The sequence below is a fragment of the Exiguobacterium sp. SH5S4 genome (assembly GCF_004337045.1).
GTDB classification, from domain to species: domain Bacteria; phylum Bacillota; class Bacilli; order Exiguobacteriales; family Exiguobacteriaceae; genus Exiguobacterium; species Exiguobacterium aurantiacum_A.
In genome coordinates this window covers 1-12,964 of the sequence record NZ_SJUQ01000013.1, presented here as the reverse complement: position 1 = coordinate 12,964, position 12,964 = coordinate 1, and the positions used below count along the sequence as shown (strand labels likewise).

15 protein-coding genes and 1 other annotated feature are annotated in these 12,964 nt (G+C 52.4%); of the genes, 9 read left to right on the top strand and 6 right to left on the bottom strand.

All coding sequences use genetic code 11. The annotated features are described in order from the left end of the window. Positions 1-177 precede the first annotated feature (177 nt). Positions 178-813 carry a cyclic di-AMP binding protein CbpA gene (gene cbpA, locus EVJ32_RS08580; protein ID WP_070328318.1) on the top strand — a complete coding sequence of 212 codons (636 nt, stop codon included), beginning with the start codon at positions 178-180 and terminating at the stop codon, positions 811-813. 33 nt (positions 814-846) lie between these two features. Here the strand turns inward: cbpA and EVJ32_RS16405 are convergent, their stop codons facing one another. The 4 genes from EVJ32_RS16405 to EVJ32_RS08565 form a co-directional block, all read right to left on the bottom strand. Continuing rightward, positions 847-1,083, bottom strand: a complete 237-nt coding sequence (locus EVJ32_RS16405) for a GNAT family N-acetyltransferase (protein WP_255569901.1) — start codon at positions 1,081-1,083, stop codon at positions 847-849. 12 nt (positions 1,084-1,095) lie between these two features. Then, positions 1,096-1,371, bottom strand: coding sequence for a hypothetical protein (locus EVJ32_RS16400; RefSeq protein WP_236639501.1), 276 nt, complete (start codon positions 1,369-1,371; stop codon positions 1,096-1,098). Between the two features lie 49 nt (positions 1,372-1,420). Continuing rightward, positions 1,421-2,305: a diacylglycerol/lipid kinase family protein gene (locus EVJ32_RS08570; RefSeq protein WP_201738353.1), complete on the bottom strand. Its 885-nt coding sequence runs from the start codon at positions 2,303-2,305 to the stop codon at positions 1,421-1,423. Between the two features lie 91 nt (positions 2,306-2,396). Further along, positions 2,397-2,771 carry a hypothetical protein gene (locus tag EVJ32_RS08565; RefSeq protein ID WP_131457899.1) on the bottom strand — a complete coding sequence of 125 codons (375 nt, stop codon included), beginning with the start codon at positions 2,769-2,771 and terminating at the stop codon, positions 2,397-2,399. 159 nt (positions 2,772-2,930) lie between these two features. Here EVJ32_RS08565 and EVJ32_RS08560 point away from each other — a divergent pair, with 159 nt between their 5' ends. The 4 genes from EVJ32_RS08560 (at position 2,931) to EVJ32_RS08545 (ending at position 6,806) form a co-directional block, all read left to right on the top strand. After that, positions 2,931-3,362: a MarR family winged helix-turn-helix transcriptional regulator gene (locus EVJ32_RS08560; protein ID WP_016509745.1), complete on the top strand. Its 432-nt coding sequence runs from the start codon at positions 2,931-2,933 to the stop codon at positions 3,360-3,362. Between the two features lie 118 nt (positions 3,363-3,480). After that, positions 3,481-4,116, top strand: coding sequence for an FMN-dependent NADH-azoreductase (locus EVJ32_RS08555; protein WP_131457898.1), 636 nt, complete (start codon positions 3,481-3,483; stop codon positions 4,114-4,116). 78 nt (positions 4,117-4,194) lie between these two features. Further along, positions 4,195-4,872, top strand: coding sequence for a uracil-DNA glycosylase (locus EVJ32_RS08550; protein WP_201738354.1), 678 nt, complete (start codon positions 4,195-4,197; stop codon positions 4,870-4,872). Positions 4,873-4,995: 123 nt separating this feature from the next. Continuing rightward, positions 4,996-5,190, top strand: a binding site (T-box leader). Positions 5,191-5,243: 53 nt separating this feature from the next. Continuing rightward, complete coding sequence (locus tag EVJ32_RS08545) at positions 5,244-6,806, top strand: aromatic amino acid hydroxylase (RefSeq protein WP_131457896.1); 1,563 nt, start codon at positions 5,244-5,246, stop codon at positions 6,804-6,806. A gap of 39 nt (positions 6,807-6,845) precedes the next feature. Here the strand turns inward: EVJ32_RS08545 and EVJ32_RS08540 are convergent, their stop codons facing one another. After that, positions 6,846-7,835, bottom strand: coding sequence for an alpha/beta hydrolase (locus EVJ32_RS08540; RefSeq protein ID WP_131457895.1), 990 nt, complete (start codon positions 7,833-7,835; stop codon positions 6,846-6,848). A 32-nt stretch (positions 7,836-7,867) separates the two neighbouring features. Continuing rightward, positions 7,868-8,689: a Cof-type HAD-IIB family hydrolase gene (locus EVJ32_RS08535; protein ID WP_131457894.1), complete on the bottom strand. Its 822-nt coding sequence runs from the start codon at positions 8,687-8,689 to the stop codon at positions 7,868-7,870. Between the two features lie 125 nt (positions 8,690-8,814). On the opposite strand from EVJ32_RS08535, the gene EVJ32_RS08530 reads away from it, so the two are divergent. The 4 genes from EVJ32_RS08530 to EVJ32_RS08515 all read left to right on the top strand — a co-directional run bounded on the left by EVJ32_RS08530 (position 8,815) and on the right by EVJ32_RS08515 (position 12,735). Then, complete coding sequence (locus EVJ32_RS08530; RefSeq protein WP_131457893.1) at positions 8,815-9,507, top strand: response regulator transcription factor; 693 nt, start codon at positions 8,815-8,817, stop codon at positions 9,505-9,507. Then, the gene (locus tag EVJ32_RS08525) at positions 9,504-10,883 is read left to right on the top strand and encodes a sensor histidine kinase (protein WP_131457892.1); all 1,380 of its coding nucleotides are present in this window, start codon (positions 9,504-9,506) and stop codon (positions 10,881-10,883) included. Before EVJ32_RS08530 ends, EVJ32_RS08525 begins: the two co-directional genes overlap by 4 nt. A 65-nt stretch (positions 10,884-10,948) precedes the next feature. Then, entirely contained in the window at positions 10,949-11,314 is a 366-nt protein-coding gene (locus EVJ32_RS08520) for a DUF1499 domain-containing protein (RefSeq protein ID WP_131457891.1), read from the top strand. Beyond that, a complete protein-coding gene (locus EVJ32_RS08515; protein WP_131457890.1) occupies positions 11,311-12,735 on the top strand; it encodes a dihydrolipoyl dehydrogenase family protein in 1,425 nt (474 codons plus the stop codon). Before EVJ32_RS08520 ends, EVJ32_RS08515 begins: the two co-directional genes overlap by 4 nt. The last annotated feature ends 229 nt before the right edge of the window (positions 12,736-12,964 follow it).

The window sequence follows — 12,964 nt, the reverse complement described above, 5'->3', positions numbered from 1 at the left end:
ATCCCCTTTGTCTGTTTGGATAGTTTCACTATAACGACTTTTAGGCGTTACGACAAATCCCATGACCGCCAAAGGTTGAATCGAAGTTTTGAAAAAGATGGCAGGATTTCAATCATATTTGGGGAATAGTAATGAATAGGGTGTAGACCACTTTCAATTTGCTAGGAGGAAAACCGCATGTTAGTGCATAGCTTATGCATTCCAAAAAAAGACGTCGTCACAATCAGTGAAAAGGCGACGTTACGTGAAGCGCTCGATACGCTTGAAAAGACAGGATACCGCTGTGTCCCTGTCCTCGATGAGACGGGAATATTTTTCCGCGGTAACATTTATAAGATGCATATTTACCGTCACGGAATGAGTGGCGCGAGCCTTGACGACAACGTCATGGAATTGATTAAAAATACGCAGAAATACGTCCACGAGTCGGACGGATTCTTCAAAGTCTTCTTCTCGATCAAAGAGTTACCGTATATCGCGGTCCTAAAAGACGAGAGCAATGAATTTTACGGCATTTTGCCACACGGGAAGATGCTCGGCATGCTCGAAGAGGCGTGGAGCCGTGACACAGGCAGCTACGTCGTCACGATCGCACTCAGCGAGCAGGTAGGTGCGCTCGAGAAAATCACGAAAGTCGTCAGCAAATACTCGTCAATCGCGAGTTTGATGACGCTCGACGCGAAGAGTAAAGTCCTTCGCCGTGTCTTGATCACGTTGCCGCCTGACTGTGATGAGCCGAAGAAAGACAAGATCGTCGCCAAACTCGAACAAAAAGGGTTCCGCGTCGTCGAAGTCGAAAACTTGAACAACTGACGAAAGACCTTCCTCGCTTGAGGAAGGTCTTTGTCATGTCAGTCGCTTTTCCATGCGGATATCAGGCCAAAATTGTTCGTTCCAGTACGTGAACGCATCGATGCGCGCAATTTCTTCATAGCCGAGCTTCTTATAAAGATGGTGTGCCGCCTCGTTGAACCCGAACACGCCGAGCTCGATGCGCGGCGTGCCTTGGTGACGAAGCCGTTCCTCCAAAAGTCGGAGTGCCTCGCTGCCCGCACCCTTGCCGCGACCCGCCGCTTCCCCGATGACGAGTCCGAGTCAGGCACTCCCTGGTTCTTGAACGTATAGATGGTTTGCGTCATACATCACGTTCACCTCGCCGACGAGCCTGTCGTCAGCGTAAATGAGAAAGATATCGTGTGTCTGAAGTCGATCCGTCAAGTCGGCGACGGTCATCCGTTGCTCGGCCGCAAGTTCTTCTTCCGAGCGAGCAGGGCGGATCAAATGAACGATTTCAGGATCGTTGTTCCACCGGTTGAACGTCTGGACGATGTCGTCTGACGCTTCGAGCAGCGGAACGAGTGTGATGTTCATCGAACGATCTCTCCTTTCTCGATCAAGCCTTCTGTGCCGAGGCGAGAGATTAGACTGGTTTCAGCACTTGGAGATGGCTTGGGAGCACTTCAAACGTAAGCGGGAGTTTCCCGCCCGTGTCCCCATCGGCGTTGACCGGAAGCGAATCAGGCGAATCGATATACACCCGCTTCGTCTGGAATGCGGTCACACTGTCTGTTTCTTTAAGCTTGCCGGTAAATAAGGCCGGGGCGAGCTGGAAGGCGTCTGTGAAACCGAGATTCTCAAACAAGTAGACGTGAAGCAGACCATCGTTCAACTTCGCATCAGGCTCGAAGTTTTCAAAGCCGCCGACCGAGTTCGTCAGCGCGATGACGGCGAGAAAAGCGTCCCCGTCGAACGTATGCTCTTCGGCCTGAACTGATAACGAGTAAGGACTGTGTTCCCGGAACGCTTTGATACCTTCGATCAAGTAGGCGAACGGGCCCCATTTCGTCTTCTCTTCGACGCTGACTTCATCGACCGCCTCAGCGATGAGGCCGATGGCGATGACGTTCATGAAGTAGCCGTGTTCATACTTCCCAATGTCCATCGGTGTCGGTTTTGCCGTTCGCAGCGCTTCAATCGCTTCTTTCGGGTCGCTCGGTACGCCGAGAGCCCGTGCCAAATCGTTCACCGTTCCGAGCGGGATGATTCCAAAGTCAGGACGATGATCGGCTTCGGCGAGACCGGCCACCGTCTCGTTCAACGTGCCGTCGCCGCCCATGGCGACGACGGCTTTATATTGTTTCGACGCCGCTTCTCGTGCGAAGTGTGTGGCGTCGTCGGCTTTTTCAGTAAAACGGATGTCGACGTTTCCGTAACGTTCGCGCAGCACTTCTTCAGCGAACGGCGCGTGCTCTTTCCCTAATTCTTTCCCAGACGATGGGTTGACGATCAACATAGCTGTATCCATTCAAGACATTCCCCTTTATCAGTCAGATATTGTTCTATATTCCCGTCCGTACTCGAACCTAGTCATCAAAAAAACAACGCGCGTGCGTTGTTTAGTAATGGCGGAACGCCGACATATCGAGATGGCTCGCATCGGATTCGTCGACGGCGAGTTCGATTTTCAAATATTCGTGGAAAGGCGAATCATACGCTCCCATGCAGGCGACCGGTTCATGGCCGGGTACGGGCGATTTTCGTTTCGTCTTGACGAACAGGTAGTCTTCGCGCGCCAACGTCAACAAGAAACGCTCGACTGCGTGCGGTTCGCGCGTGACGTTCGGCCATGGCAAGTGGTTGAACAGTAAAAAGACCGCGCCTTCTTTTTCAAGGGCATAGTCAGGGGCGATGCCTTCCCGGTTCAACAACTCGATGACCGAACTCAAATAGCCTGCTTTAATCGTCAATGAAATCTCATAATACTCACGCATACCGTCCACCCTTTCTAAAAATCACAATAGTTCTATTCTAAACGTTTCAAGGAGACGCGACAACGGAGAAGTTTCTTGACGAAGTGTTTTTAGCGACGTATACTGCTCATGTCCTGCTATACTAAAGGTAAATGATGAACGAATTGAGGTGAAACCGACATGATTGAATCACTCGAATTGAAGGCATGGGTCGTCTTAGCAAGAGCGATGGACGCAATCAGTGATCGTGTCAAAGACGATCTTAGACGCCACCAATTGAATTCAACAGAGTTCGGTGTTCTATCCGTATTGTATAAACGAGGAGATACGCCGCTGCAACAAATCGGTGATCAAATTTTGATCACGAGTGGCAGCGTCACGTATGTGATCGACAAGCTTGAGAAGCGAGGGCTCATCGAGCGCGTCGCCTGTCCGTCAGACCGTCGTGTCACGTATGCATCGTTGACAGGCGAAGGCAAGCAATTGATGGACGTCGTCTATCCTGAGCATATTGAAATCTTCAAAGATATTTATGGACCGCTCAGCGAACAAGAGACCGAGACGTTGATCGATTTATTGAAACGCGTCGGCTACAACGCGGCAGGCAAATAACGCCTGCCTGTTTTTTTGTCAATTATCTTGAAGTTGAAATAATTGACGGTGAGATATACAGATGATATAGTTTTAACTGTTGTTATCAAAATAGAGATTACCAGTGGAGGAACCCATTATGAATAAAGTATTATACGTATCAGCTAACCCAAAACCGACAGAATTGTCATACAGCAAACAAGTCGCCGAGGCGTTCATGACGAAACTTCAACAAGAGAACGCATCGTTTGAAGTCGAAGCAATCGAGCTTTACGATGTCGACGTCCAAGAAATCGATGGCGACGTGTTAAGCGCTTGGGGAAAATTCGCGTCTGGTGAAGCACTCACAGACGTCGAAGCTTCAAAAGTCGCGACGATGAACGGCATGCTCGAGAAGTTCATGGAAGCAGACCTTTACGTGTTCGCGACGCCGATGTGGAACTTCTTCTTCCCAGCACGCATGAAGATGTTCCTCGATAGCGTCCTCTCAGCTGGCAAGACGTTCCGTTACACAGAGCAAGGGCCAGTCGGTCTCCTTGAGAACAAACAAGCGATTCACATTCAAGGCACAGGCGGCATCTACACAGGTACAGACCTCAACTTTGCAGACGCGTACCTCCGTCAAGCGCTTGCGTTCGTCGGCGTGAACGAAGTAACGACACTTGCGGTTGAAGGAATGAACCAGTTCCCAGACAAGATCGAAGACATCGTTGCTGACGCGACAGCGAAAGCAGAAGCACTTGCGAAAGAAGTAGCAGGCACAGTCATAGTATAATCATCGGACGAGTCCACTGGGCTCGTCTTTTTGTGTGCCATCGATTCGGGTATGATAAGACGGAAAGGGGCGAATCGAATGGAAGAACAGTTATCAGACCGCTTGCTCGGCGACTGGAGCGACATCATTGAAGCGGAGATGGAGCAGCCGTACTTCGTTGACTTGAAAGCGTTCGTCGATGAGGCGTACACGACGACGACCGTCTATCCGCCACGGGAAGACATTTGGAACGCGTTCGTCTACACGAAGTTTAAAGACGTCAAATGTGTCATCCTCGGCCAAGACCCGTATCACGGTCCGAATCAGGCGCACGGACTCAGCTTCTCGGTCCAAGACGGTGTCCGTTTTCCACCATCGCTGCGCAACATCTTTCAAGAGTTGCATGAAGACTTGGGTTGTAGCGTGCCGAAGAGCGGGAATTTAGAGAACTGGGCCCGCCAAGGCGTATTGTTGCTCAACACGGCGCTCACGGTCGAAGCGAGTAAGGCCGGATCACACCGCGGACAAGGATGGGTTCAGTTCACGGACTCGATCATCGAGCAACTCGGGAAGCGTGAGCAACCGATCGTGTTTATTCTTTGGGGAAACGATGCCAAAAAGAAACAAAAGCTGATCGGGCCGCAGCACGCGATCTTGACATCGGTCCACCCGAGTCCGCTGTCGGCACACCGCGGCTTCTTCGGATCCCGTCCGTTCTCGCAAGTGAACGATTTGTTGAAACAGTGGGGACAGCCTGAAATTGATTGGTGTTTGTGACAGTTCGCAGTTGCGGACTGTTTTTTTGTTGACGTCGACAAAACGATTTGGTAAAGTTACAACCAACAAGATACTTTAACGCTTAAAAGCAAGTTCGCATAGAAGCATAACTGCATAACAGTAACAAAAGCGATGATCAAACCGAAGTAGAGACATCTTCCCTGGCCCAGAGAGCGTGTGGTGCTGCGAACACGCCCAAAAGATGAATCGAATTACAGTTTGTGAGCTCTCACATGTGAGCGGTCCCCCGTTATCGGATTAGAGTGACTAGACAACGTCTAGTAATCAGGGTGGTACCGCGGCTAAGTCGTCCCTATCGAGTGAATCGATAGGGACTTTTTGACGTCCAGTAGACAAAAGGAGGAAATATCATGCTCACACAATCAATCCCACGCCACTTGGCGCCTCATATCTCGCCCCAGTTTTACAACGAGTACACACCGACCGATCACGCGGTGTGGCGCTTCGTATTACGGCTCAATTTGCATACGCTCGAAGGCAAGGCCCATCCGTTCTACATCGAAGGGTTGAAAAAGACAGGCATGGGACCAGAACGCCTCCCGGACGTCGAAAAAATGACCGCCGAGATGCGAGCGGCCGGTTGGTCGACGGTCGCGGTCGACGGATTGATTCCTGGCGTCGCGTTCTTTGACTTCCAAGGGAACGGGATGTTACCGGTCGCGACCGACATCCGGAAAGTCGAGAACATCTTGTACAGCCCGGCACCAGACATTATCCATGAGGCGGCCGGTCACGCGCCGATGCTGATGGACCCTGAGTTTTCTAAAATCGTGAAACGGTTCGGTCAACTTGGCGCGAAAGCGTTCATGAATCGTGAGGAACACGCCTCGTTCGCGGCACTCAAACGACTGACGATCGTGAAAGAGAATGCCAACTCGACGGAAGCGGATGTCAAAGCCGCCTTAGAAGCGCTGCATGAAGCGAAAGCGCAAGTGACGGGCTTCTCCGAAGCGCAGCAAGTGGCACGTATCTTTTGGTGGACGGTCGAGTTCGGACTGATCGGCGACATCGAGCGCCCGCTCATTTACGGGGCCGGACTGTTGTCTTCGGTCGGCGAGAGCCGTCACTGCCTGACCGACGCCGTCACGAAACATCCGTTCAACCTCGAGCATGCGCTAGAGACGAAACAGGATGTGACGAATATGCAAAGTGAACTGTTCGTCATCCCTGACTTCGAGGCGTTGACGGATGCGCTCGATGAACTCGAATCACGGATGGCCGTCCACACGGGCGGAATCGCATCGCTTGAGAAGGCGCTCGCCTCAGGAAGTCAATCGACGATCCGGCTCGAAGATGGGACCGACCGTGTCGGAACGGTTCGACACGTGACGAACACGGGCCGAGTTGCCCTCGTTCAATGGGGGGACTGCGTGAAAGTTGACCACGGCCAGCTTCGCAATTGGAGCAATCACGGACTACTCGTTTTAGATGGACCAATCCAAGAAGCGCTCGCGGAAGCGGACGTTCGCCTCGATGGTCGCATCGTCAGCGAGACGACAGACGCGATCACGCTAGAAGACGTGAGCGTGCACATCGACGGCAAACAAATCGAGCTCGCGACGCTTGAAGTGAGACACGATTCGTTACCGTCGATCTTCCCGGGCACGGACGTCGAAGAGCTCGTCGTCCTAGAGAAACCGGTTCAAATCGAACGGGACGCCCGGACGTGGACGGAAGACGACCCGCTCTTCAATCGCATCCGGCTCATGCGTGAACAAGGGGAGTCGATCGACGCTCTCGTCCCGATGGTCCTCTCGGAGCATGCGGACGCCTGGTTGGCTCAGATTGAATGCTTGGAACTCGTTCAGTCAGACGAGCTTCGTCAAGCACTCATCGACCGGCTACAAGCGTTACGGAAAACTTCAGACTCTCGCAACGAGCTGATTGGCCGCGCAATGGATTTGCTCAAATAACGCAAACAACCCCGACTTTTTTCAAAGTCGGGGTTGTTTTTATTTGGTCGTTTCGCGCAAGAACGTGATCAAGCGACGATACGTTGAGCTGGCTGCTGGTTGATCCATCTCGAAGTGATAGCTGTTTCCGAGTTCGTATTCGTCTCGATTATAGAAGACGCTCGTCACATCAGTCCGTCCGGAGAGAATTGTCGCGAACTCTTTCGCTTGCGTCTCGAACGACCCCTTGTTCCCGTCGGTGATGAACGTCGGGACGAACGTGGCCGGGATGTTGACGAGAGGGGACGCTTCGGTGACGACGGGGAGGTTCTCCCAATTGTACGTCCCGAAGTAGGCCCAACCGATCCGCTTGAACAAGAAACGGTTGACGGCTTTCGAAGACTCGAGAATCGTCCGTTTCAAATCATACGGGCCAGACAAGAGAACCGCGCCGAGGATCGAGTCTTGCGGGACGACTTGATTCACTTCGGCTGACGGTGCATAGTCATCGTTCAGTTGAATCCCGATGAATTGGGCGACGAGCTGCGCTCCGTTCGAGTCTCCGGCGAAGAAGACGCGGTCGAGATCGAGTCGGAAGCGATCGTTGTTGTCGGTAATATACGTGTACGCCTCTTCGATTTGCTGGAGCGGCACCGGATACGTGACGTCCGGGGCGAGGGCGTAGTTGATGCTGACGACGTTGTAGCCGTTGCTTGCAATCGACGTCGCATACTTGAACACATCAGCCTTATCACCGCCAACGAACGAGCCACCGTGCACCCAAAAAATCGTCGGGACGACATGCTTATCGCCTTCATAGCGAATCAAATCGAACGTCCCGTTCTCGTAGGCAGAATAGTAATCGATGTCTTTACGGACCGACGTCTTTTGAACGACTTCGTCGAATCCTTTGATCGCGACTTCCTTGCCTCCAGTAAATGAAGTTTTGACGAGACGGGACGCAGGCTTCGGTGACAAGAAGACGTAGGCGGCACCGGCGACGGCCGTTCCGACTAGTCCGAGTCCAGCTCGTTTCAATCCTTTATTCATCGTGATTCCTCCTTCGTTCAAACGGTTATTGCTTAACGATTCGTAACGACACTGCTCATGTACGTCTCGATGACGTGGGCAATCCCATCTTCATTGTTTGACTTCGTGATGAAGTCGGCTTTTCCTTTGACCGTGGCGTTGGCGTTACCCATGGCGACACCGAGTCCGGCCCATTCGATCATCGTCAAGTCGTTGTTGCCGTCTCCGCAAGCGATGACGTGTGCTTGGTCGATTCCGACGTGGTCAGCCAAAAAGGCGAGACTCGTCCCTTTCGTCACACCGGCTTCCGTGAACTCGAGGAAGAACGGTTTCGAACGGGCGACGGCGAGCTTGCCTTCGAGCTCGAGTTGCAGCTTCGTCTCGATTGGAGCGAGCGTGTCGCCATCGCCGAGCATGAGGCATTTGACGACAGGGGTCGTGACGGTTTCTTTGAAATCGTTGACGTGGATGACCGGCATGCCCGTCAATTCGCCTTCGATATCGGTATACGGGTTCGGCTGATCGGTTACGATTTCGTTACCGATGTACGTATGAATCGCGATTTCCTCCCGGACACTGATATCATGGAGGTGGGCGACTGTGTCCGGCATTAACGTGCTCGAGAAGATTTCTTCATTTGTTTCACAATTGATGATTGAAGCACCGTTGAATGACAAGATGTAACTACCATATTTGGCGAGCTCAAGCTCACGGGCCGCTGCCCACATGGCGTACGTCGGACGTCCGCTTGCTAAAACGACTTTATGGCCGCGTTCTTGGACGTCAAGCAACGCCGCTTTCGTGACAGGGGAAATCGTGTGGTCGCTCGTGAGGAGCGTATCGTCCATATCTAAAACAATCATGTTATAACTCATAGTGGTAAGGAGTCCTCCTTTAGAATCTAATGACTCCATCCTAATACGATTTGAGGTCAATTGACAACCTTGTCGCAAAAACGTAACTATAATGTAGAGTAGTGAACTCCAGAAGAGGTGGAAATATGAATCGGATATTAGTAGCCGAAGATGAGCATGCGATTCGCAGCTTTATCATCGTAAATTTAAAACGAGCCGGATTTGATGTCTTTGAGGCGACGAACGGCCGTGAAGCGGTCACCGCATTCGATCGTGAACCGTTCGATATCGTCTTGCTAGACGTCATGATGCCTGAGATGGACGGCTTTGAAGCGTGCGCCGCGATTCGTGACTTAGACGAGAACGTCGGGATCATCATGTTGACGGCACGCACGCTTGAAGAAGATAAAATCGAAGGTCTCGGGAAAGGGGCGGACGACTATATCGCCAAGCCGTTCAGCCCGGGCGAGCTCATCGCGCGCATTCATGCGCTCCTGCGACGCGTTGAAAAAGTGAAGCGCAAAGAGAAGAAACGTCTCAAGTCAGGACCGTTCGCCATCGACTTGGCGGCGAAACAAGTGACGAAATACGGACAATCGATCGATTTGACGCCGACCGAATATGACTTGATCTGTCATCTCGTCCAAAACGAAGAAGTCGTCTTATCACGCGACGCACTTCTTGACGCGGTTTGGGGCATCAACTACTTTGGGGACCGGAAGACGGTGGACGTCAACATTCGCCGCTTACGGCAAAAGATTGAAGACGACCCGAGCCATCCGGCTTATATCGAGACGCTATGGGGGCATGGCTATAAGTGGCGGAGACATGACGGATGAGACAACAGCTCGTCATCCGCATGATGATTGTCGTGACACTCGTGCTCTTACTGCTCGTAAGCGTCCTGTCGTACGGTACGTACCGTTATTACTACGAGTATGAGTCCGATGCGTTGGTCAGCCATGCGACGACAAGCGCTTATTTGTATCCACAGGCACAAGTCGGATTTGAGACACCGAGCGCGTTCTCGGTTCTCGTCCGGACGTTCGGGTATCCGGGTACCGATTTGACGATGGTCGACCGCTCTGGCGCGATTATAAAAACAACCGGACAGCGAGCACAACAAGCGTCGTATACACCTGAGCAGCTCGAGCGTCTCGCTAGAGGCGAGTCGGTCGTCCAAGACTATGACGTGAGCGAGGAGCACTTTCTGTCGGTGACGAGCCCGATCATGACCGAGGGGACGAGCGAGTTCGCCATCAGTTTCACGCGTCCGCTCGCAGACTTAGACACGCTCATCCGCGAGATTTGGATGGCGGTCCTCATGATCGGTGTCTTGATTTGGCTCGTGGCGCTATACGCGGTCATCCGAATCGCGGACCGATTCGTCCGTCCGATCCGCGAGATTATTGAGACGGCTGACGAGATGGCGCAAGGTGATTTCGACGTCGAGGTATATTCGAACGAGAAGCACGAGCTCGGGGCGCTTGCCCGGACGCTGACTTACTTAGGCGCTAAAGTGCAACAGCACCAATCGACGCGCAACGAATTCTTGTCGAACGTCTCCCATGAGCTTAGGACACCGCTCACTTCCATCAAAGGCTGGACTGAGACGATCCGAGGCGGGGACGAACAACTGTCAGACGAGACAGAGCTCGGTCTGAGTATCATTCATTCGGAGACCGAGCGCATGATCGGTCTCGTCGAGCAATTGCTCGACTACACGAAAATCGAGGAGAGTCGTCTCGTGCTCTATCGTCAAGAACTCGATCTCGTCTCACTGTTACGTAAAGTAACGATTCAACTGAAACAATCGCTTGAAGATAAGCAGATTACGTTAATCGAGCGCTACCCGGCCAAGTCGGTCGGTCTATTCGATGAGAACCGGCTCAAGCAAGTATTCTTAAACTTACTTGAAAACGCGATCCGGTTCTCACCAGTCGGCGGGACGCTCACGGTTCGCTTCGTCCAGTCGGAGCGGGTCGCCTTCATCTCGATTATCGATCAAGGACCTGGCATCTCGAAAGAACACTTGCAGCGCATCACGGAAATGTTCTATCAAGCGCAAGTGACGAAAGGCAGCAGCGGCCTCGGCCTTGCGATCGCTAAGGAGTTGATCGAGGCGCATGAAGGGAAACTTGTCATCGAAAGTGAAGTCAGACAAGGCACGACTGTGACAGTTCTGTTACCGCTCGACCCGAGCGAACTGCAATAAAAGGGTTAAACCTTCCGAATTCAGGATACATACAATTGTATGTAGAATGAGGGAGGTTTTTTGTCTTGGCCGCAAAAACATTGAAACCGTTGAAAGGAAGTCCGAATGCCGTATCGACACAAACGTCGATCAAAGCGCTGCACATGGACCCGCTTCCGTATGGAAAAGACCGCAATCAAACGGTCGAAACCATCAAAATGGTGATGGGGCAGCTGCCTCGGACTGAACTTGCCGAAGAGACGACGGACACGCTCCATTACGTCGTCTCTTCGAAACTGATGCGTTTTAAAGATGATGTGGAATTTTTATTTGACGATGAAGCGAGACAAGTAGAATTTCGTTCTGCTTCACGACTCGGTCATTCCGACTTCGGTGTGAACCGGAAACGGATGGACGACGTAAGCAAACGATATCGGAGGTTGATGGGATGAAGGACTATCAGTTGATTGTAATCGGGGGAGGCGCGGCCGGGATGACGGTAGCAGCCGGTGCCGCGAATTTAGGTGTGAAAGTCGCACTCATTGAGAAGAAAAAACATCTAGGCGGCGATTGTCTCCACGTCGGCTGTATCCCGTCGAAGGCGCTCATCGCAGCCTCGAAAGATGCGAGTTCAATGATGCAGGCCGCACGTGTGCTCGGAGCCGAGTTTGACGGGCGCGATCATTATAAGACGACGAAGGCACGAGTCGACAAAGCGCGGGCGATCATTCAAGAACACGATGGGACGGAGCGTTTCGAAAAGATCGGGGTCGATGTGTACATCGGGGAAGCGTCGTTCCAAAGCCCGTACGAACTGAAAGTCGGTGACGATTTACTGATCGGTAAAAAGTTCGTCATCGCGACCGGGTCGAAACCGACCGTCCCGCCAATCGATGGATTGGACAGCGTTTCCTACTTAACGAATGAAAACGTGTTTGAAGAAGAGACGCTCCCAGAGAGCATCATCGTTATCGGGGCTGGTACGGTCGGGCTTGAGCTGGCGCAGTCGTTCGCACGGCTCGGTAGCCAAGTGACCGTGCTCGAGGCACAAGACACGTTCTTACCGAAAGAAGACGAGTCTGTCAGTGCGTTGCTCCGCTCACAGCTTGAGATGGCGCTGCATCTAGAAATCGGTGTCAAGGTCAAACAGATTGCTGAAGTGGCAGGACGCATCAAAGTCACAGCCGAAGTCGATGGGGAAACTGTCGAGTATGAGGCGGAAAAACTGCTCATGGCGACAGGACGTGTTCCACGCATCGAAGAACTTCGCCTTGATCGGGCGAAAGTCGACGTGAAAGATGGCTATGTCGATGTGACGTCGACGTATCGGACGTCACAGTCCCACATCTTCGCCATCGGAGATACGATCAAGACGTTACCGTTCACACATGCGGCCGGCGAAGAAGGCAAGGCGGTCGTCGCCAACGCCTTATTCGGGCTATGGAACAAGGTCGATTACAGCAAGATGCCTTGGATCACGTTTACCGACCCGGAAGTGTTCCATGTCGGATTGACCGAGGCCGAGGCGCGTGAGCGTCACGGGGATGACATCGAAATCTTTGAGGCGAAGCTGTCCGAAGTCGATCGGTTCGTCGCCGATCGCCAAGAGACAGGCTTCGTCAAAATCATCACCCGGAAGAACGGCAAGATTCTCGGAGGACACGCGGTCGGGATGACGGCTGGCGATTGGATGCAGATCGTCGTCTATGCGATGCAACGTGGTGATAAGATCGGCAAGTTGTCACGTATGATCTATCCGTATCCTTCGCGGAGTGAGGCCGTTAAGAAAGCGGCCGATCTATACTGGCGGAAGCGGCTCTTCGAGAGCCCGCTCACCGAGCTCGCCCGAAAATATTTTGAATGGACACGTTAACAAAAAGCCCACTCTGTCGCGAGGGCACTGAAAAACCTCCGCTCTATCCGAGCGTGAACAGAAAAAAGGGCGATTGGACCGACTCAAGTCGGGACAATCGCTCTTTTTCCTTGCCCTTATCCTGTTTTTTCTTTTGAGAGGGTGATGATCCGCTTCAGGTTTACCGCGATGATCGCCATCACGCTCTGTAACGTCATGCCTTTCAGGTCTGACGTTTTGTTTCGCGCCA